This is a genomic window from Marinobacter excellens LAMA 842 (assembly GCF_001574445.1).
In the GTDB taxonomy this organism is placed as follows: Bacteria; Pseudomonadota; Gammaproteobacteria; order Pseudomonadales; family Oleiphilaceae; genus Marinobacter; species Marinobacter shengliensis.
The window spans coordinates 1-21124 of record NZ_LOCO01000002.1 but is presented as its reverse complement, the minus strand read 5'-3'; the positions used below and the strand labels follow the sequence as shown (position 1 = coordinate 21124).

The 21124-nt window shown below is 58.5% G+C and carries 14 protein-coding genes and 1 tRNA gene; 8 read left to right on the top strand and 7 right to left on the bottom strand.

The features are described from left to right. Positions 1 to 27: 27 nt before the first annotated feature. A tRNA-Pro gene (locus tag J122_RS02195) sits at positions 28 to 104 on the bottom strand. A 247-nt stretch (positions 105 to 351) separates the two neighbouring features. Between J122_RS02195 and folD the strand changes: the two genes are divergently transcribed. Continuing rightward, positions 352 to 1227 carry a bifunctional methylenetetrahydrofolate dehydrogenase/methenyltetrahydrofolate cyclohydrolase FolD gene (folD, locus tag J122_RS02190; protein WP_061330963.1) on the top strand — a complete coding sequence of 292 codons (876 nt, stop codon included), beginning with the start codon at positions 352 to 354 and terminating at the stop codon, positions 1225 to 1227. A gap of 284 nt (positions 1228 to 1511) precedes the next feature. Here folD and J122_RS02185 read toward each other — a convergent pair whose 3' ends face one another. From J122_RS02185 to J122_RS02175, 3 genes are all read right to left on the bottom strand, one after another. After that, entirely contained in the window at positions 1512 to 3692 is a 2181-nt protein-coding gene (locus J122_RS02185; RefSeq protein ID WP_061330962.1) for a malate synthase G, read from the bottom strand. Positions 3693 to 3843: 151 nt separating this feature from the next. Beyond that, complete coding sequence (gene cysS, locus J122_RS02180; RefSeq protein WP_061330961.1) at positions 3844 to 5229, bottom strand: cysteine--tRNA ligase; 1386 nt, start codon at positions 5227 to 5229, stop codon at positions 3844 to 3846. Then, on the bottom strand, positions 5229 to 6908 hold the full coding sequence (locus J122_RS02175; protein WP_061330960.1) for a glutamine--tRNA ligase/YqeY domain fusion protein: 1680 nt from the start codon (positions 6906 to 6908) through the stop codon (positions 5229 to 5231). The genes cysS and J122_RS02175 overlap by 1 nt, the downstream gene beginning before the upstream one ends. A 160-nt stretch (positions 6909 to 7068) precedes the next feature. Here J122_RS02175 and J122_RS02170 point away from each other — a divergent pair, with 160 nt between their 5' ends. Together J122_RS02170 and lpxH are read left to right on the top strand one after the other, a co-directional pair. Further along, entirely contained in the window at positions 7069 to 7569 is a 501-nt protein-coding gene (locus J122_RS02170) for a peptidylprolyl isomerase (RefSeq protein WP_061330959.1), read from the top strand. Continuing rightward, entirely contained in the window at positions 7566 to 8297 is a 732-nt protein-coding gene (gene lpxH, locus J122_RS02165; protein WP_061330958.1) for a UDP-2,3-diacylglucosamine diphosphatase, read from the top strand. Before J122_RS02170 ends, lpxH begins: the two co-directional genes overlap by 4 nt. A gap of 29 nt (positions 8298 to 8326) precedes the next feature. On the opposite strand, the gene J122_RS20085 is transcribed toward lpxH, so the two are convergent. Then, positions 8327 to 10660, bottom strand: a complete 2334-nt coding sequence (locus J122_RS20085) for a PQQ-dependent sugar dehydrogenase (RefSeq protein WP_082780489.1) — start codon at positions 10658 to 10660, stop codon at positions 8327 to 8329. 169 nt (positions 10661 to 10829) lie between these two features. Here J122_RS20085 and J122_RS02155 point away from each other — a divergent pair, with 169 nt between their 5' ends. Both J122_RS02155 and J122_RS02150 read left to right on the top strand, forming a co-directional pair. Then, positions 10830 to 12689 carry an LTA synthase family protein gene (locus tag J122_RS02155; protein WP_061330957.1) on the top strand — a complete coding sequence of 620 codons (1860 nt, stop codon included), beginning with the start codon at positions 10830 to 10832 and terminating at the stop codon, positions 12687 to 12689. 1 nt (position 12690) lies between these two features. Beyond that, on the top strand, positions 12691 to 14496 hold the full coding sequence (locus J122_RS02150; RefSeq protein WP_082780488.1) for a glycerophosphodiester phosphodiesterase family protein: 1806 nt from the start codon (positions 12691 to 12693) through the stop codon (positions 14494 to 14496). Between the two features lie 23 nt (positions 14497 to 14519). Here the strand turns inward: J122_RS02150 and J122_RS02145 are convergent, their stop codons facing one another. After that, a complete protein-coding gene (locus J122_RS02145) occupies positions 14520 to 15290 on the bottom strand; it encodes a ferredoxin--NADP reductase (protein WP_061330955.1) in 771 nt (256 codons plus the stop codon). Between the two features lie 221 nt (positions 15291 to 15511). Between J122_RS02145 and J122_RS02140 the strand changes: the two genes are divergently transcribed. Both J122_RS02140 and J122_RS02135 read left to right on the top strand, forming a co-directional pair. After that, on the top strand, positions 15512 to 16300 hold the full coding sequence (locus J122_RS02140) for a universal stress protein (RefSeq protein ID WP_061330954.1): 789 nt from the start codon (positions 15512 to 15514) through the stop codon (positions 16298 to 16300). A 90-nt stretch (positions 16301 to 16390) separates the two neighbouring features. Continuing rightward, positions 16391 to 17269, top strand: coding sequence for a LysR family transcriptional regulator (locus tag J122_RS02135; protein WP_061330953.1), 879 nt, complete (start codon positions 16391 to 16393; stop codon positions 17267 to 17269). 52 nt (positions 17270 to 17321) lie between these two features. Here J122_RS02135 and J122_RS02130 read toward each other — a convergent pair whose 3' ends face one another. Next, a complete protein-coding gene (locus J122_RS02130; protein ID WP_061331163.1) occupies positions 17322 to 17930 on the bottom strand; it encodes a tRNA-(ms[2]io[6]A)-hydroxylase in 609 nt (202 codons plus the stop codon). A 260-nt stretch (positions 17931 to 18190) separates the two neighbouring features. On the opposite strand from J122_RS02130, the gene J122_RS02125 reads away from it, so the two are divergent. Beyond that, positions 18191 to 20785, top strand: a complete 2595-nt coding sequence (locus tag J122_RS02125; protein ID WP_061331162.1) for a bifunctional aconitate hydratase 2/2-methylisocitrate dehydratase — start codon at positions 18191 to 18193, stop codon at positions 20783 to 20785. Positions 20786 to 21124 lie beyond the last annotated feature (339 nt).

Sequence of the window (21124 nt, the reverse complement as noted above, 5' to 3'; positions counted from 1 at the left end):
CGTTCGCCCACCTGAATATCCAGAAAATGGTCGGGGTAGAGAGATTCGAACTCCCGACATCCTGCTCCCAAAGCAGGCGCGCTACCAGACTGCGCTATACCCCGTTTCGACTGAACAACAAGTGCCTCAGCAAAGTTGGCGCGCATATTACCGGCGGCTGAGGCATCCGTCAACAACGATTTCAAAAATCATAGAGATAACGTTGCCTAAGAAGACCCGGGCAGGCACAAAAAGTTCCCCACGGAGCTTTGCCTGAGTCCCGGTTCAGCGCATTGGCGTAAATGCCGAAGCATGAGACAATGCCCGGCCTTCACTTCTTCACTATTCATGCCCAACCGACAAGACGGAAACATGAGCGCCAAACTGATTAACGGAAAAGAGATCGCCGTCCGGGTTCGACAACAGGTGGCTGCGGGCGTACAGGCCCGGAAAGCCAAAGGCCTGAGAGCACCCGGCCTGGCAGTGGTTCTGGTGGGCAACGACCCCGCCTCCCACGTGTACGTGGGTAATAAACGCAAAGCCTGCGATGAAGCGGGCATTCTGTCGCTGTCCTATGACCTGCCCGAAGACACCTCTCAGGCGGCCCTGGAAGCACTGATTGATGAGTTGAACGAAAACCCCGCCGTAGATGGCATCCTGGTTCAGCTCCCCCTGCCCTCACACCTCGACGCCGACCCGATCCTGGTAAAGATTCGCCCGGATAAAGACGTGGACGGCTTTCACCCCTACAATATCGGCCGCCTGATGCAGCGCAAGCCCTGTCTGCGCCCTTGTACACCGGCCGGCGTGATCACCCTGCTCGACTCCATAGGCACACCCTACAAAGGTCAGCACGCGGTCATTGTCGGCGCCTCAAACATCGTGGGTCGGCCCATGAGCATGGAACTGTTGCTGAAAGGCGCCACCACCACCGTATGCCACCGGTTCACCGGCAACCTGGAGAAGTTTGTGGGTGAGGCGGACATCCTGATTGCCGCCGTCGGTAAGCCCGGCATCATCAAAGGCGAGTGGGTAAAACCCGGCGCCACCGTGATTGACGTGGGCATCAACCGCATGGACGACGGCAAGCTCTGCGGCGACGTAGACTTCGCCGCAGCCGCCGAACGCGCCTCCTACATCACCCCGGTCCCCGGCGGCGTAGGCCCCATGACCATCGCCACCCTGCTGGAGAACACCCTTTACGCGGCGGATGTGCTTCACAAGGGTCTGTCCCCGAACGGGGACTGACCCACCTTTGCCCGCCCCTGCCCCGAAGCTCGAGCCCATGGGTCCAAAATGGGTCAGTCCCCATTCGGGGACAGACCCCAATGCCAAAGCTCGAGCCCATGGGTCCAAAATGGGTCAGACTCCCAAGGGTCTGTCCCCAAAGGGGACTGACCCCCATTTGCCCGCCCCCGCCCCACAGCTAGAGCCCATGGGTCCAAAATGGGTCAGTCCCCATGCGGGGACAGACCCCAGGGGCCAGACCCCAAAAAAACCCGCCGAAGCGGGTTTTTTGAACACGGAGCAGATTACTGCCCGTACTTGGCCTTGGCCTTCTGGCGGTAGGCGTGCAGCAGTGGCTCGGTGTAGCCGGCCGGCTGCTCGCGGCCTTTCAGAACCAGATCCACAGCTGCCTGGAAGGCGATGCTGTCATCGAAGTTCGGGGCCATGTTGCGGTACGCGGCATCACCGGCGTTCTGCTTGTCTACTACGGCAGCCATGCGCTTCATGGTTTCCATGATCTGCTCTTCGGAGCAGATACCGTGGTACAGCCAGTTGCACAGCAGCTGTGAAGAGATACGCAGGGTCGCGCGGTCTTCCATCAGGCCTACATCGTTGATGTCCGGCACCTTGGAACAGCCCACGCCCTGGTCGATCCAGCGTACAACGTAGCCAAGGATACCCTGGGCATTGTTGTCCAACTCCTGCTGGATGTCTTCCGCGCTCAGTGAAGACGGATCGTCCATCACCGGAACCGTCAGGATGTCGTCCAGAGACGCCCGCTGACGGTTAGCCAGCTCTTTCTGCACATCAAACACGTTCACCTGGTGGTAGTGGGTGGCGTGCAAGGTAGCGGCCGTCGGCGACGGAACCCAGGCGGTGTTGGCGCCAGACTTCGGGTGGCCAATCTTGGCTTCCAGCATGCCGGCCATCAGGTCAGGCATGGCCCACATACCCTTACCAATCTGCGCTACACCAGACAGACCCGCTTCCAGGCCGATATCTACGTTCCACTGCTCGTAGGCGTTGATCCAGGTAGCCAGCTTCATCGGGCCCTTACGGATGAACGGACCCAGCTCCATGGAGGTGTGAATCTCGTCGCCGGTGCGGTCCAGGAAGCCGGTGTTAATGAACACGGTGCGATCTTTGGCCGCGTGGATACAGGCTTTCAGGTTCACCGTGGTACGGCGCTCTTCATCCATGATGCCCACTTTCAGGGTAAAGCGCGGCAGGCCAAGCGCATCTTCAACACGACCGAAGAATTCGTTGGTGAACGCCACCTCTTCCGGACCGTGCTGCTTGGGCTTAACAATGTAAACAGAGCCCTTGGTGCTGTTCTGGAACTTGCCATCAGCCTTCAGGTCGTGAATGGCGATCAGTGAAGTGACCAGGCCATCCATCAGGCCTTCCGGAATCTCGTTACCGTCTTTCAGCAGGATGGCCGGGTTGGTCATCAGGTGGCCAACGTTACGAACGAACAGCAGGCTGCGGCCCTTCAGGGTCAGTTCGCTGCCATCAGCACCGGTGTAGGTGCGGTCGCCGTTCATACGGCGAGTCATCATCTGGCCGCCCTTCTCGAAGGACTCTTCCAGGTCACCTTTCATCAGGCCGAGCCAGTTCTTGTAGGCTACTACCTTGTCGTCTGCGTCTACCGCCGCAACGGAGTCTTCGCAGTCCATGATGGTAGTCAGGGCAGATTCCATCAGCACGTCTTTGACGTTGGCACCATCGTCTTTGCCGATCGGATGGCTGGCATCGATCTGGATTTCAAAGTGCATGCCATTCTTCACCAGCAGAACGCCAGTGGGGGCATCGGCGGCACCGGTGTAGCCAACAAAGCCGGACTCGTCTTTCAGGCCGGTGACTTCACCATTCTGCAGTTTCACCGCCAGTTTTCCGCCGTCGATGTAGTATTTGGCAGCATCTTTATGGCTACCGGAAGCCAGGGGCGCAGAGCCGTCCAGCAGGTTGCGGGCCCACTCGATGACCTTGGCACCGCGAACCGGGTTATAGCCGCGACCTTTATCAGCGCCATCTTCCTCGGAAATAGCATCGGTGCCGTAGAGGGCATCGTACAGGCTACCCCAGCGCGCATTGGCGGCGTTCAAGGCGAAACGGGCGTTCATCACCGGAACAACCAATTGCGGGCCGGCCATGGTAGCGATTTCCGGATCTACGTTGGCAGTAGAGATTTTGAAATCGGCGGGCTCATCGACCAGGTAACCGATCTCTTTCAGGAACGCCTTGTACTCGGCCATGTCCAGCTTCTGGCCCTTGTGGTCACGGTTCCAGGCATCCATCTTTTCCTGGAGGGCATCACGCTTGGCCAGCAATTCGCGGTTGCGCGGAGCCAGTTCGTTCACAATTTTGTCGAACTCGGCCCAGAATTTGTCAGCGTCAACACCGGTGCCCGGGATCGCTTCGTTATTTACGAAATCGTACAGATTCTTGGCGATCTGGATGCCGCCAACTTGAACGCGTTCTGTCATCGTTGCTTGCCTCAATGGGTTTGTAGTTCCCGACTCCCCTTCTAGCGCCACGGGCGCGGGGCATTCTGATTTGAGCGCCGCATTGTACGTGAAATTCCCTACAAGGTCATTCCCATGCAGCACAATGCGGCTTTAGGTGTAATGGTACGAGTCAGGCCCGGCGCCAGGTGGTGCCTTCGCGACTGTCGTCCAGAATAATACCCTTTTCGAGCAGCTCATCCCGGATACGATCGGCCCCAGCAAAATCTTTCGCTTTGCGGGCATCGGCGCGGTCCTGAATCATGGCCTCAATATCTTCAGCAGTCAGCTCACTACCGGTATCGGCCTGGAAGAAAGCTTCCGGGTTTTGCTGAAGCAGCCCCAGCACGCCACCCAGACGAACCAGAATGGCTGCGCTGCGCTTGGCCTGCTCGTCATCGCCTTCACGGCGGTGATGATTGATGTCGTTGGCCACGGCATGCAATACGGCGATGGCACCGGCGGTATTGAAATCGTCGTCCATCACTTCGGCGAACCGGTGATCGTGGTCGGTCTCCGGCACGTCACTGTCCTTGGCCGGGGTAATACCCCGCAGGGCATGATACAGCTTGGTCAACGTCCGCCCTGCCTCAGCAAGACTTTCCTCGGAATAGTCCACCTGGCTGCGATAATGGCTGGAGACCAGAAAGTAGCGCACCACTTCCGCCGGATACTTTTCCAGGATTTCCCGGATGGTAAAGAAGTTGCCCAAAGACTTGGACATCTTCTCTTTGTTCACCCGAATGGCGCCGGCGTGCATCCATGTATGTACAAACTTGTGGCCGGTGGCACATTCCGACTGGGCAATTTCGTTCTCGTGGTGCGGGAACAGCAGATCCGGCCCGCCACCGTGAATGTCGAAGGTGTCGCCCAGGCACTTGGTGGACATAGCCGAGCACTCGATATGCCAGCCCGGTCGGCCATCGCCCCAGGGAGACTGCCAGCTAACTTCGCCAGGCTTGGCGGCTTTCCACAAGGCAAAATCCGCAGGGCTGCGCTTGGCTTCCTGCACATCCACCCGGGCACCGGCCACCAGGTCTTCGAGTTTTTTCTTGCTCAGTTTGCCGTAGTCCGGGAAGGAATCCACCGCGAAATACACGTCACCGTTATCAGCCGCGTAGGCATGGTTGCCCGCAATCAGCGTCTGGATCATGGCGATGATATCGTCGATGTAGGCGGTAGCCCGCGGCTCATCGCTGGGAGCCAGCACACCCAGGCGAGCTTCGTCTTCATGCATGGCGTGAATCATGCGGTCGGTCAGGTCGGTGTAGACCTCACCATTTTCATCGGCCCGGCGCAGGATCTTGTCGTCGATGTCGGTGATGTTACGCACGTAAGTCACATCATAGCCACGGTGGCGCAGGTAACGGGTAACCACATCGAAGGCCACCAACACCCGGGCGTGGCCCAGGTGGCAGTAGTCGTAGACCGTCATGCCACACACGTACATGCGTACCTTACCTGGCTCGATGGTCTTGAACGCTTCCTTCTGCTGCGTCAGCGTATTGTAGATACGCATTACTTGCCTCCCTTGCCCCAGGAATCCCGAAGTGTGACTGTCCGGTTGAACACCGGCTTGCCGGCCTTGGCTGTCAGCTCCTGATCACAGAAGAAATAGCCCTCACGCTCGAACTGATACGGTAAATCGGTCCTTGGCTCGGCCAGACTTTTCTCAACCCGCGCGCCCTTCAGCACCACCAGGGACTCCGGGTTCAGGTGATCCAGGAAGTCACCTTCCTTGTCGCTGTCCGGGCTCTCGTGGTTAAACAGTCGGTCATACAGGTTGATATCGGTTTCGATGCTGTCATTGGCCGATACCCAGTGAATCACGCCGTTAGGCTTGTAACCTTCCGGGTTCACACCCAACGTGTTCGGATCGTACTCGCATTTGAGTTCAACGATCTCACCGCTGTCATCGCGCACCACCTCTTTACAGGTCATCACGTAACCTCCGCGCAGACGCACCGCCTGCTCCGGCGCCAGACGTTTCCACTTACGCGGCGGCTCCACCTCGAAGTCTTCCCGGTCGATGTACAGAGTCTGGCTCCAGGTGACGTCCCGCTCCCCCATCTCCGGCTTCTGCGGGTGCACCGGCAAGGTCAGGGTTTCGGTCTGATCAGCCGGGTAGTTGGTGAGAGTCACTTTTAGCGGGCGCATGACGCACATGGCGCGGGGCGCCCGGTCGTTCAGGTCTTCCCGGATGGCATACTCCAACATACCTACATCAACGGTACCACCAGCTTTGTTAACACCGATCATGTCGCAGAAGCTGCGTATGGATTCCGGGGTGTAACCACGGCGGCGCATGCCGGAAATAGTCGGCATACGCGGATCGTTCCATCCCTCTACCACATGTTCGTCCACCAGGCGCTTCAGCTTGCGTTTGCTGGTGATGGTATAATTCAGGTTCAGCCGCGCAAACTCAATCTGGCGCGGATGGCACGGAACGGTGATGTTATCCAGCACCCAGTCGTACAGGGGGCGGTGGTCTTCGAATTCGAGCGTACACAGGGAGTGAGTAATCCCCTCCAAGGCATCAGAAATCGGGTGGGTGAAGTCGTACATCGGGTAGATGCACCACTTGCTTCCGGTCTGGTGATGGTCGGCGTAGCGAATGCGGTAAAGAATCGGGTCCCGCAGGTTGATGTTCGGGGAGGCCATATCGATCTTGGCCCGCAACACCAACTCGCCGTTCTCGAACTTACCGTCGCGCATGTCCCGGAACAACTGCAGGCTTTCTTCCACCGGGCGGTCCCGGTATGGGCTGTTCTTGCCGGGCTCCTTCAGGGAACCACGGTATTCAGCCATCTGCTCAGCATTCAGTGCACACACATAGGCCTTGCCTTTTTCGATCAACTCCTCGGCAAAGGCGTACAGCTGGTCAAAGTAATCTGAGGCGTAACGTACGTCGTCCGCCCACTCGTAGCCCAGCCACTCGACGTCCTGCTTGATGGCATCGATGTATTCCTGACTTTCCTTTTCCGGGTTGGTGTCGTCAAAGCGAAGGTTACACTCGCCACCGAAGGTTTGCGCAATACCAAAGTTCAAGCAGATCGACTTGGCGTGACCAACGTGCAGGTAGCCGTTGGGCTCCGGCGGAAAACGGGTAACGACCTTGCCAGCGTGCTCACCCTTGGCGATGGCGTCTTCGATCAGGCTCTGAATAAAATTGTGGGCTTTCTTCGACTCGGCGCTCATACAATCTCTGTCAACAGGGAATGGATCCGGGGAGCACGGTGCAGGCTCCCTTAAACCGCCTATTATACTCACAAATCGTTGCCGGACTCATGCACAGGACGAAACTCTTGAGTACAATGCAACCTTCAGACCCACAACCCCTATTTAACAGGACGACCTGATGATTCTGCTGCAGACCAACCACGGTGATATCAAACTGGAACTGGACTACGAAAAAGCCCCGGAAACCGCAAAGAACTTTGAGCAGTATGTTCGCGACGGCTTTTACGACGGTCTGATCTTTCACCGTGTCATCAGCAACTTCATGGTTCAGGGCGGCGGCTTTGAGCCGGGCATGACCCCACGCAAAACCCGCGACCCCATCCAGAACGAAGCCGACAACGGCCTTAGCAACATGGTCGGCACCATTGCCATGGCCCGCACCATGGACCCGCACTCAGCTACGGCCCAGTTCTTCATCAACGTGGAGAACAACGGATTCCTCGACCACACCGCCAAGAATGCCGAGGGCTGGGGCTACTGTGTGTTCGGCAAAGTGGTTGACGGCATGGAGACCGTAAACAACATCCGCGCCGTTCGCACCACCATGCGTGCCGGCCACCAGGACGTGCCATTTGAAGACGTCATCATTGAAAAGGCCGAGGTTCTGGAGGACGCGTGACCACGCTGTTTATCTCGGATCTGCACCTTGAGGAGTCGCGCCCGGATATTACGGACGCGTTCCTGACGTTCCTGCGAGAGAAGGCAGCAGGGGTTGAGCAGCTCTACATTCTGGGCGATTTTTTTGAGGCCTGGATTGGTGACGACGAGCGCACACCACTTCAGGAGCAGGTTGCTGGCGCCCTGAAGCACCTCAGCGACAGCGGCACCCATATCTTCCTGATGCATGGCAACCGGGACTTCCTGATCGGAGAAGATTTCTGCCACCGGTCCGGCGCCACCCTGCTGGACGACCCGACGGTGATCGATCTGTATGGAACGCCTACTCTGCTGCTGCACGGCGACAGCCTGTGCACTGCCGATGTGGAATACCAGAAATTCCGCGCCAACATGCGCAACCCGCAGATGCAGAAGATGATGCTGGCCCGCCCCCTGGAAGACCGCCAGCAAATGGCAAAGCAATTACGGGCGCTGTCGATGGCCAAGAACCAGGGCAAGGCGGAAGACATCATGGATGTGACGCCAGAGGAAGTAGTCAAGGAGCTCGAAGCCCACGGCGTTCAGTTGATGATTCATGGCCACACCCATCGTCCGGCCGTGCACCACCTCGAAGCCAATAACAAACCAGCGCGCCGGATTGTGCTCGGTGACTGGCACAGCCACCTTTGGTGGCTGGAAGTACAGCCCGGCAAGGAAGCTGAGTTGAAAAAGCAGCCCCTGCAGCCTTGATGCCGCAGGGGTCGCCCCTTCCTCAGGCCTTACCCGTCGGTGGGCTCCCGATAGGTTTCCAGACGGCGCAGCCAACCCGGCAACCAGCGTTCCCGCTCTATGGCCTGCTCTGCCAGCTCGGCGCGCCGGGTAAGCACCCGGCCCGCGGCCTCCCGAAAGCGATCCAGCGGGCGAAGCCCCGGGCTCTTATCCATAGCCTGCAAGACCTGCAACAACCCCCAACCTTCGCCCTCATAGCGCTCCGTTTCTGAAAGCCCTTCGCCCTTGAAGTTGACGTAGTCCATCAACGCGTAGACACCACCGGGCGTTTGCCCAAGCTGCCACAAGCGTTCCCGAATAACCGGCCGCTGCGCTTCGGGCGCGGCATTAACCACCGTTTCCAGGGAGCGGGCGGCGCGTTCCTGGATAAAGCGCACCTGATAACCGCGGGTTTCATACAGGAGTGCCCGCAGCGCCTTTACCTCATCGGTCGCACTCGAACTACTGAGAAAACCGGCACGGTCTGGCCAGGGCGCGCCTTGGGTGCGGGCGTCTTCCAGCCAGCCGGGAAGCTGCACACCGCGATCAACCATAAAGTCCAGAAGCGCCGGGAAACTCTCGGTAAAACGTCCGCTTTCGCCCTCCGGATACCAGATAAAGTGGCCAATCCCCAACGAAGGAAACGCTTCGCCCTCATTCCAGTGCACCAGGCATTCATGCCGCCCGGCACATTCGTTTCGGAAAATTCGTTCTCCAACCCAGGCCAGCTCTTCGGCCGTCAACGTCATGGTCTGTGCCTGCTCCAGCACCTGGCCCGACACTCGCAGCAACCGCCCATCGGCTGAGTCGGTCAAGAGATACAGGGCGCCGTCGGGCCCTTGCCGCACATCGCGGATACGCTCACCAAGCTCAGAAAACAGGCGCTCGCTTTCCACAACCCGGCCCTCGCTGAGAACAACCCGATGCACACTCTTATTGGCCAGGGCGCCGACAAACAGGTCGCCCTGCCAGTGCGGGAATTGGTGGCCGCTGTACAACGCCAGGCCCGATGGTGCGATGGACGGCGTCCATGACCACAGGGGTTGCTCGGTACCCTCGTATCGTTTGAATGGCGTTACCATGGCACCGGTATAGTCACGGCCATCGGTGGCCAACGGCCAGCCGTAATTGCGCCCGGCCTGGATCAGGTTGATCTCGTCACCGCCACGGGGGCCGTGTTCGTGAGCGATGACCCGGTCATTACCGGCATCGTAGACCAGCCCCTGAACATTTCGATGCCCCAGGCTGAAGATCTCCGGCAGAGCGCCATCCACCTGTACGAACGGATTATCCGCCGGAATGGAACCGTCCGGATTCAGTCGCACGATGGTGCCCAGATGGCTGGACAGTTTCTGTGCTTCCTCCCGAAAATCGAAGCCATCCCCCAGGGTTACCAGCAAGGTGCCGTCGGCCAGCCAGGCCATGCGCCCACCGTAATGGGCATCACCATATTTACCCGGCCTGGCCCTGAAGATTTCCCGCACTTGCATCAGTTCGCTTCCGACAAGCTGGCCACGGGCGACGCACAGATGATTTTCCCGAACCGTGCCACAGGCATAGGCGAGGAACACACCACGACGTCGATCATCCCCCGCCCTGCCATCAAAGCCGGGCTCGAGTAGCACATCAAACAATCCGGCCTGGCCGGAGACGAATACGTCCGGGACACCCGACACCTGCACCTGATGCCCATCCGGCGATACTTTTTTCAGTTCTCCAGCGCGCTCGGTCACCAGAAAATCACCCCCTGGCATGAATGCCAACGACCACGGGTGATCAAGCCCTTCAGCGACCACGTCTATCCGATAATCGGCCGCTTCCTGGGCCAATGTCGGCTCCGGAGCGCCCACGCCGGCCAATACCAAGAAAGGTGCTATCAGACCATGACGGGCCACGGTCATGGTCATCTTGCCCGTCAGTTGCGCAAACACCCATCCCGCTACTGCTGCGGTCCCCAGCATCGCCAACAGCCCGGGCAGGGTTCGGGTTGCTGCGATCAGTGTCGGCATGGGCGCCAACACATCAACCAGGGCCAGCGTTGCCCACAACGCAAGAGCTCCACCAAGGGCATACCAGAAATCCCGGTAGGGCCAGCCCAACAACCGGAGCAATCCCGCAGTTACCAGGAAGCCCGGAACCAATGCAGCGGCCAGCAGCACCCCATAGACAGGCGCGAACCCAACCAGGTCCTGCCCCATGACAACGAGGCGATCCACCAGGCTGAACGAGGCCCCAAGGGCCGACAACGCCGACAGGTTGAACTGAGTCTGCACCAGACTGCCGAGAAACGCGCCGCACACCACCGCGATGGCTCCCGCAATTACGATTTGGACACTTTTTTTCATTCCCCTGCGCTTCCCGTAGTGATGATTTTCTGACAAAGGCTCTGATAACGAAGGAATTTTCAGAAACTTCCCGGCCATCTGATCCGTTACCTTAGCAAGCTCCAGCGGTTGAAGCACAAGCCTCTTGCCTCATACTGTTCATATAACGCAACTGACACGAGTGAACCCTATGACAGGGAACCGGGCTTCTCTTGCAGCCTGTTTCATACGCACCTTCTTCCTTGCCTGGATCTGGCTGGCAGTGATTCGCGGCCTGCTGATCATTCAAAGCGGGGTACTCCCGAGCCTGCCCGGTACCCTGGGCGGCGACGTTGCCGGGGCTTTTTTGCTGGCCGTATTCCTGCATCTATCGGTTGGCGTTGTCCGCGCCCTGTTGATCACCGCCCTGGGCGTCGCACTCTATGTGGCCGGCATGCACCTGACAGCCCATGGCACGCTTTTCCAACTGGCCTTCGCCGGCAAGGGTATGGACAGTACGTTCATTACCGGCAGCCTGCTCAACATCTATCTGATAACCCTCCCGGGCTACCTCGTGCTGGCCTGGCTGTTGCACTGGCTGCATCGAAAATGGGTGCCCACTTCAGAGCGTGCGCCAGTCCTGCTTATCAGTTCCGCCGTTCTGGTCACCGGCCTCTACACTCTGTCGTTTCCGAGCCTGACGACACCCGCCAATAATGTGGTGGCCAGCACTGTCGCCCAGGTTCCAGGTGCGTTGCTCAATCCGGTTGGCACTGCTATCGGTGACGAAACCACTGAACTCAGTGAGCAACTGGACAGACGAACAAACTTTTTCCACCAACAAACCAGCAACTTTCAGAATCCCGAGCCACCCAATGTTCTGTTGATCATGATCGAGGGGCTGTCCGGAGGCTACCTGCCGAAAATCAGCCAATATCACAACCTTCAGCCCATCGTCTCTCTCGACACTCTGGAGGCGACGTTCGACGCCTTCGGTTTCCGGGTCTACAACAACGTGCTGAGCATGGAACGGCAGACGGATCGCGGCACCTTTGCCCTGGTGTGTGGGCGCTACCCCGACTTGCGCCGGCCATCGGAGAAGATGTTGGCCGTCGCGGAAGACAAAGCCAATCCCGACTGCCTTCCGGGGAAGCTGAAAGATCAGGGCTACACCACCGCTTACTGGCAAGCTGCGCCAATCGAATACATGAAAAAAGATCAGTTCATGCCCCGGGCGGGCTATGAGAACGTCACCGGCGCAGAGGCATTTGGTCACGCGCAGGAACAGGATGGCTGGGGACCGCCAGACCCGACGTTCTTCCCGGACATTGCTGAACGCCTGAGTGAACTGGATAGCCAACGCGGCCCCTGGTTTGTCACAACCCTGAATGTCGGCACCCACCATCCGTTCAACATCGGACCAGAAGCCGAACAGGAACTGGAAGCCGAGCAGGCCAACCAATCTCCTTCTGAAGAAACAACGGGGCTCCCTGCCACCCAGATGGCTCGCAAAAAGGCCATGGTGGTCATGGCCAACTCCCTAGAACGCTTTCTGACACAGCTTGAGCAGGAAGGACTGCTGGACAACACTCTGGTGATTGTCACATCCGATGAATCCGGCGGCTTTGTTCGCGACGACCATGAGACCTTGCCGCTGAACAGCAACCTCGGCGTGCTGGCCATACGCTCGCCGGGCCGGCCAGACCTCAGTGAATTCGCACCGGAAAACCGGATTGTTGCCCAGTTCGACATCCCGATGACCATTCTGGATGCTACGGGCAACGGCCACCTGGCCGGGGACATGCTTGGCCGAAGCCTGCTGTCTGAGCCGACGGAGCCTGCTCGCGACCTGATGCTGGCCGACACCTACACCGGCATGAAGTACTTTCTCCGGGAATCCGGCACCCTGCTCGCCTGTACCGAATTGACTACCCGCTGCAGCAACTGGGCGTTCGATCCAGACAGACTGTTCGGAAGCCTGCAACAAACCGAAGACGAACCCTTCCTGTCCTTCGATGAGCGCCTGGCACTGCTGGAGAAAGCCACACTGCTGACCCAGGAAGGCGAATAACGTGCTACCCCTGCTAAGACAAGGCTTGGCCCTGTTCCGCCACCATCATCGGTCATTGCTTGCGCTCTACCTGACCTTCACCGGTTTATCCATCGCGGTATTTACACCGCTGATTACTGCCGCGGTGTCTCTGCTCAGGCCACTCACCGGTGACGCGGCCATCACAACCGGTGGCCTGCTGGACTTTCTGGCATCGCCGGGCGGCGTGCTCTGGCTGCTGGTAACCCTGTTACTTGCAGCGGTACTGATCGTCCTCCAACTGGCCGGGGTTACTTTGATCGCCGCCCAGACTGGCAATCACACCTCGAGGGCAGCCATCCGTGCCTTGGTGGGGATTGGTCGGCGCTTGCCGCAACTGGCTCTACTGGCCATCATTCAAACCCTGGCGCATTTGTTGATTGCCTTGCCATTTCTGGCGGCCATGGGCTTCGCCGCACATCTGTTGCTCAACAACTTCGACCCTTACCTGCTAAACCTTGAGCGCCCACCGATTCTCTGGTGGTTCCTTGGCTTCTGTCTGGTCATGCTGGGTGCCATTGTGGTGGCCAACGGCACCCTGTTTCTCCGCTGGATTCTTTCCATCCCGGCCCTGATGCTGGACCAACAAACACCGATGGCGGCCCTTCAACAGAGTGCCCGCGACACCCGCGGCGCTCATCGCGAAACGGTCGGTCTCCTGTCGCTTGGTATTGTCGCGGTGCTGGCCATGCCGGCCGTGGTAACGCTGGTGTTTGATTTGCTGGCGGCCAGTGTGTTCAGGGTTGTGCCAGCGAAAGCCAGTATCCTCTTGCCCGTGGTTATCCTGTTGGTGGGGAGCTACCTTCTCGTCAGTCTTGCCCTTACCTTCCTGGCCAGCTCGGCACTGGGCACCCTCATCGTCGCCCGCTACAAAGCAATACCCGGGCGCAAGCTGCAATGGCAGCAGCCGTCTCCGGACCGACAGGATGCAAAAACCGGGCGCCGGCTTTGGCTGCTCGAGGTCGTGATCATCGCGCTGGTACTGACCCAAAGCGTTCAAGTGGTCAACTCGCTGAACCAGCAAGACAAAGCGACCATAACGGCCCACCGTGGCAGCGCCTTCAAAGCTCCGGAAAATACTCTCAGCGCCATACACCAAGCTGTAGAGGACGGTGCCGACTACGTTGAAATTGATGTCCAACTGACCGCAGACGGCGTACCAGTGCTCTGGCACGACCAGGATATGGCGAGGATATTCGGAAAGCCGGAACGGATTGGCGATGTCCGGTATGACGACATCCATCATCTGGATGCCGGCTCATGGTTTGGTGATCACTTTGCCCATGAGCGTATCGCAACGCTGGAGCAAGCGGTCAAGGCCACCCGTGGCCAGGCCCGACTGTTTGTTGACCTGAAACCGAACCGCAACGAGCGGGCACTGGTAACCGCCGTTGTCCAGACCCTGCAAGAAAATAATGCCGTGGAAGGCACTATCATTGCAGCAGCTGACTGGCCCAGCCTGGAACTGGCAAAGCAAATGGAACCGGGCCTGAAAACCGCGTTGCTGGCACAGTTCGTGGTAGGCCCCTTGTGGCAGGATCGTTACGACATTCTGGCGCTGCGCCTGAACCGGGCCACCCCGGCAGCGGTCGCCAGGGCGCACAAGGCGGGCAATGAGCTGCATGTGTGGACTGTCAATCAACCGTCCGACATGGCACGCTTTCTGGATATGGGCGTTGATAATATCATTACCGACCGCCCGGATGTGCTGGCTGAGCTGATGGCAGAGCGCGCGGCGCTCAGCGATGGTGAGCGCCTGGCAATGCAGATCCGCAACTGGCTGAGGTAGACCGCAGCAGGCCCAAAGGCGGTTTACTGCTCCACAAACGCCCGTTCAATAACGTAGTGGCCCATGTCGCCGCCGCGAGCCTCACGGAAGCCCATGTTATTGAGAATGCTGCAGGTGTCCTTGAGCATGCTCGGGCTGCCGCAAATCATGAAGCGATCCTGCTCCACATCAAAATCGGGCAAACCGAGATCACGGGTGATCTTGCCAGTCTCCATGGCATCGGTCAGGCGACCCTGGTTGCGGAAGGGCTCACGGGTGACCGTCGGGTAGTACAGCAATTTGCCGTGCACCATCTCACCGAAAAACTCGTTTTCCGGCAGGTCCTGGATATCCTGCTGGTAAGCCAGCTCAGACACATACCGTACCCCGTGGGTCAGGATGACCTTGTCGTAGGCTTCATACACCTCAGGGTCTTTGATAATACTCATGAACGGCGCAAGCCCGGTGCCGGTGCTGATCAGCCAGAGGTTGCGTCCCGGCAACAGGTTATCCAACACCAGGGTGCCGGTGGGCTTACGACTGACCAGAATTTCATCCCCCACCTGAATCTTCTGCAGTCGTGACGTCAGTGGGCCGTCCGGAACCTTGATCGAGAAAAACTCAAGCTCTTCCTCATAGTTGGCGCTGGCGATACTGTAGGCCCGCATAAGCGGCTTGCCGTCTGTTTCCAGACCAATCATGACAAAGTGCCCGTTCTTGAAACGGAACCCCGGGTCCCGGCTGGTCTTGAAACTGAACAGAGTATCGTTCCAGTGGTGAACGCTGGTGACCGTTTCTTTCATCAGATTACTCATGGCAGCCTCGTTGTTGCGACTTCATACAGGTTATATGGGAATTCAATGGGTAAAGTTTAACCCGACAGGTTAAATCGACAAAACAGGCAATACTCATATATGTGTTCGATTTTATAGATATACATCGATAACAAACTGACCGGGGTCATGGTCTTCAGGTTACTCCTGAACTAGCCTGAAAGAAATTGGTCCCAGAACAAACAACCACCAGGGAGAACACCATGCTCGATCACCTGATTCTGACCGTGGACTACACCAAGGAATGGGAACAGGCTATGGAACAGCTGCCAGCTTTGCTCAAACTCCTGGGCACCCGGAAGATTACGCTCACCTATGTCCTGCAGACCCATAAACGACTGCATCCGGACGACACCGAAGGCTCGGCTACAGAACGGTTACGGAGGATCGGGGAACACCTCAAGAACAGCCTGGGCATAGAAACCGCCACCCACGTTTCCAAGGGCTTTGTTGCCCAGGAAGTCCAGGCTCTGGCCAAGAAACTCAACGCCGACGGCGTCGTAGCGTGCAACCGCAGCCATCGGGCAGCCAAGGAACTGTTCTTCGGAAACACCGCCCTGAACCTCGCCCGAATGACCAAAGTTCCGCTCTTGATCATTCCGGTCCAGGACGAGCCACCGGCGGCCGAAGAGGAGATTTTGCTTGCCACCGATGGATCAAAGGCGTCATTCAATGCCCAGGCAGTCTTTGAAAAGCTCATGGCCAACCAGCGCACCGGGCGCGTGGTATGGGCACATTCCGAGGAGCCGGAACAATCTGATGAAGCCACGGAACAGAGGATCAATGAACTGGCAGAGCGTCACCCAAACGTACACCGGAATATCCTGACCGGCCGGCCGGTGGACCAGATCCTGAAAACCATCAATGACACCCGCCCCCTGTTGACCATTATGGGGAAACGGGGCTCAACACCCATTCAGGAGATCATGATCGGCAGTACCACGGAACATGTGGCGGCCGGCAGCCCCTACCCGGTACTGATGATCCCCTGAACCGGCCATCACGGTTGTGTTGGCGGCAGTGACCGGCTAACGTATCGATCAGACAGGACATTTTCTTTCATCTATCCGGCCTGATCGATTATGAAGTACAGCTTCCGCCAACTCGAGGTCTTCCTCGCCGCCGCCCATTTCCAGAACATCACCCGGGCGGCGGAATCCCTTGCCATGTCGCAATCCGCGGCCAGCAGTGCCCTCAAGGAGCTGGAATCCCAGTTCGATATCCAGCTGTTTGACCGGGTGGGCAAGCGGCTGCAACTGAACGAGCTGGGCCGACTGTATCGGCCGAAAGCCGAAGCCCTGCTGGCTCAGGCGAGGGAGCTGGAACAGGCCTTCAGCAAACACTCCGAGGTCGGCGCTCTGAAAGTGGGTGCCACACTCACTATCGGCAATTACCTGGCGGTAGGCGTGATGGCCGAGTACATGAGCTCGCCAAACCACCCGAAAGTTTCTCTGGAAGTTGCCAACACCAGCACCATTGCAAGACGGGTTCGGGACTTTGAACTCGACATCGGTTTGATCGAGGGCGAACTGCAGGCGTCGGAGCTGGAAGTGATTCCCTGGCGAGAAGACCGGCTGGTGGCCTTCTGCTCCCCTGACCACCCGCTGGCCGGCAAGGGCGAACTGACCGACGACGATCTGCGCGCCGCCACCTGGATTCTCCGGGAACAGGGCTCCGGCACCCGCCAGAGCTTCGAACGGGGCATGCACGGGCTACTGCCAGACCTGAACGTGCTACTGGAACTGGAACACACCGAGGCCATCAAGCGGGCAGTAGAAGCCAACCTGGGCATCGGCTGCCTGTCAGAGGTGGTCCTGGCCGACGCCTTCAAACGCGGCAGCCTGGTGCCCCTGGCCATCCCTCACCGCCAGTTCGACCGGCACTTCTACTTCATCCTGCACAAGCAGAAATACCGAAGTGCGGGGATTGCCCGGTGGATGACGCTGTGTGAGGAGCTTTAGAGATTTTTTTCTCTTTTGTCCGTGAGCGTCTGTGAATGTCCGTGGCGAAGGGTCAGTAAGCGAGAGGCCCACTGTGAAACCGGAACTCCGTATCCGGCTCTTCAATCAGCTTCTGCTCGATGGCCATAAACTCCGCCACCCGATCTTGCACCGGGCCACCGTTGGCCCGCTGTGCCAGTACCAGATAATCCTGGTAATGCCGCGCTTCAGATTTCAGCAAACTGTTGTAGAACTCCGCCAGCTTGTCATCAAGGTGCGGCGCCAGGGCGGCAAAGCGTTCACAGGATCTCGCCTCGATGATGGCGCCTACAATCAACACATCCACCAAGCGGCCAGGGTCATCCTTGCGAACGGCTTCACGCAGGCCTGCAGCGTAACGGGCCGGCGAAAGATGTGAATAAATCACCCCCCGCTTCTTCATGATCGCCAGCACCTGCTCAAAATGCCGCAACTCCTCCCGGGCCAGGCGGGACATCTTGTTGAGCAGATCGGTGTTGTCCACATAGCGGTATATCAGGCTCAGCGCCGTGGAGGCCGCTTTCTTCTCACAGTGGGCGTGGTCAATCAGCATCACATCCTGGTTGGCCAGCGCATTCTCAATCCACTGTACCGGCGTGCGGCAGGGCAAAAATTCGTGTATCTCTTTCAGGGCGTCGTTCATGGCTTCAGCAGCAGTCTGATTCATCAAGCGCGGCAGTATAGCGCAGCTAGCAGATCTCTCCGACCTCTGTCCAACTTAACTTTATAAGGGGTTTCCTATAGAATGCAGCGCCAGATCAAGGAGTCTCTGAATAAATCCTGAAACCCCATCGGTGATTTGAGGCGTTATTCAGAGGCTCCTGCGGCCTTTTCGCCAAAAAACCTCCCGCCAGGCAAGCTTGCCTCCGGCGCGGGACATTCCAACTGATGAGGGTCCATATCGTGTTAGAAGCCTACCGTGAACACGTTGCCGAACGTGAAGCCCTGGGTATCCCACCCAAGCCCCTGAACCCCGAGCAGACTGCTGGTCTGATCGAGCTGCTGAAAAACCCGCCGGCCGGCGAAGAAGCCACCCTGGTTGACCTGTTGGAAAACCGCGTACCACCGGGCGTGGACGAAGCAGCTTACGTTAAAGCTGCGTTCCTGACCGCGATTGTTAAGGGTGAAGCAACGTCTCCTCTGATCGACAAAAAGAAAGCTGTGCAGCTGCTGGGCATGATGCAGGGCGGCTACAACATCGCGACTCTGGTTGACCTTCTGGACGACAGCGAACTGGCCGAGCTGGCCGGTGAAGAACTCAAGCACACCCTGCTGATGTTCGACGCGTTCAACGACGTTAAAGAAAAGATGGACGCTGGCAACGCCGTGGCCAAGTCTGTGGTTGAGTCCTGGGCCAACGCCGAGTGGTTCACCAAGAAGAACAAGGTTCCCGAAAGCACCAAGATGGTGGTGTTCAAGGTGACTGGCGAAACCAACACCGACGACCTGTCTCCGGCTCCGGATGCCTGGTCCCGTCCGGACATCCCGCTGCACGCCCGCGCCGCTTACAAGATGGAGCGCGACGGCCTGAAGCCCGAAGAGCCCGGCGTAACCGGCCCGATGAGCCAGATCGACGAAATCAAATCCCGCGGCCTGCCGGTTGCTTTCGTCGGTGACGTAGTCGGTACCGGCTCTTCCCGTAAGTCTGCCACCAACTCCGTTCTGTGGTTCTTCGGTGACGACATCCCGGGCGTGCCGAACAAGCGTGCCGGCGGTGTGTGTATCGGTAACAAGGTTGCCCCGATCTTCTTCAACACCATGGAAGACGCTGGCGCCCTGGTATTCGAAGCACCGGTCGACAACATGAACATGGGCGATGTGATTGAAATCCGCCCGTACGAAGGCAAGATCCTGAACGAAGCCGGTGACACCATCTCCGAGTTCAAGTTCAAGTCTGACGTGATCCTGGACGAAGTTCAGGCTGGCGGCCGTATCCCGCTGATCATCGGCCGTGGCCTGACCGCCAAGGCCCGTACCGCACTGGGCATGGGCGCAACTGATCTGTTCCGTCTGCCAAAAGATCCGGAAGCCGGCACCAAGGGCTTCACCCTGGGCCAGAAGATGGTCGGCAAGGCCTGCGGTCTGGATGAAGGCCAGGGCGTGCGCCCGGGCACCTACTGTGAGCCGCACATGACCACCGTAGGCTCCCAGGACACCACCGGCCCGATGACCCGTGACGAGCTGAAAGACCTGGCGTGTCTGGGCTTCCAGGCTGACCTGGTGATGCAGTCGTTCTGTCACACCGCCGCTTATCCGAAGCCGGTAGACGTAGAAATGCAGCACACCATGCCGGACTTCATCCGCACCCGTGGCGGTGTTTCCCTGCGTCCGGGCGACGGTATCATCCACTCCTGGCTGAACCGCATGCTGCTGCCGGACACCGTAGGTACCGGTGGTGACTCCCACACCCGTTTCCCGATGGGCATTTCCTTCCCGGCCGGTTCTGGTCTGGTTGCGTTTGCTGCTGCCACCGGCGTTATGCCGCTGGATATGCCGGAATCGGTTCTGGTTCGCTTCAAAGGCGAAATGCAGCCGGGCATCACCCTGCGTGACCTGGTACACGCCATTCCGCTGTACGGCATCAAGCAAGGCATGCTGACTGTTGAGAAGAAGGGCAAGATCAACGAATTCTCCGGCCGTATCCTGGAAATCGAAGGTCTCGAGCACCTGACCGTTGAGCAGGCGTTCGAGCTGTCTGACGCTTCCGCTGAGCGCTCTGCAGCCGGTTGTACCATCAACCTGTCTGAAGAGTCTGTTGCCGAGTACCTGCGCTCCAACATCACCATGCTGCGCTGGATGATTGCCGAAGGTTACGGCGATCCGCGCACCCTGGAGCGTCGTGCCCAGCAGATGGAAGAATGGCTGGCCAATCCGAAGCTGATGCGTGCTGACAAAGACGCCGAATACGCTCACGTGGTTGAGATCGACCTGGCCGACATTAAAGAGCCGATCGTTTGCTGCCCGAACGACCCGGACGATGCCAAGTTCCTGTCCGAAGTGGCTGGCGACAAGGTGGACGAAGTGTTCATCGGCTCCTGCATGACCAACATCGGTCACTTCCGTGCCGCCGGCAAACTGCTTGAGCAGCACAAAGGCCCCCTGAGCACCCGTCTGTGGATGTCTCCGCCCACCAAGATGGACCAGGCCCAGCTGATGGAAGAAGGCTACTTCAACACCTACGGCACCGCCGGTGTTCGCACCGAGATGCCGGGCTGTTCCCTGTGCATGGGTAACCAGGCACGTGTAGCGCCGAAGTCGACTGTTCTGTCTACCTCTACCCGTAACTTCCCGAACCGTCTGGGTGATGGTGCCAACGTGTACCTGACCTCTGCGGAACTGGCAGCTGTGGGCGCGGTACTGGGCAAACTCCCGACTCCGGCAGAGTACATGGAGTACGCCAAGGACCTGAACAGCATGTCCAAAGAGATCTATAAGTATCTCAACTTCGACCAGATGGACGAGTACACCAAGAAGGCGTCTGAGGCTTCCGTAGCCTGAGCCCCTCCGAGGTAACTTACCTCTGATCTGAAAACGCCAGCCTTCGGGCTGGCGTTTTTTTATGTCTCTCGTTTGGAATTGGCTGCCTCTGGGGTTCAGGTTTCGGAGTGAGCTGGCCCCGAGGTGGGGGAGTCTTTTCTTCCGGGAAAAACAACTCGCTTCGCTCAGACATCTTTTTCCCTGCAGAAAAGACTCCCCCACCCCGCCGCCAGCGCTGAACCATGCGCAGTTTTCAGGTAATCGAGTAGGAGGGGGAGTTGCCTCCCCCGTCCTCTCACACCACCGGGCATACGGTTCCGTACCACGGCGGTTCACGGTTGGCTCTGAAGCCGAACCATC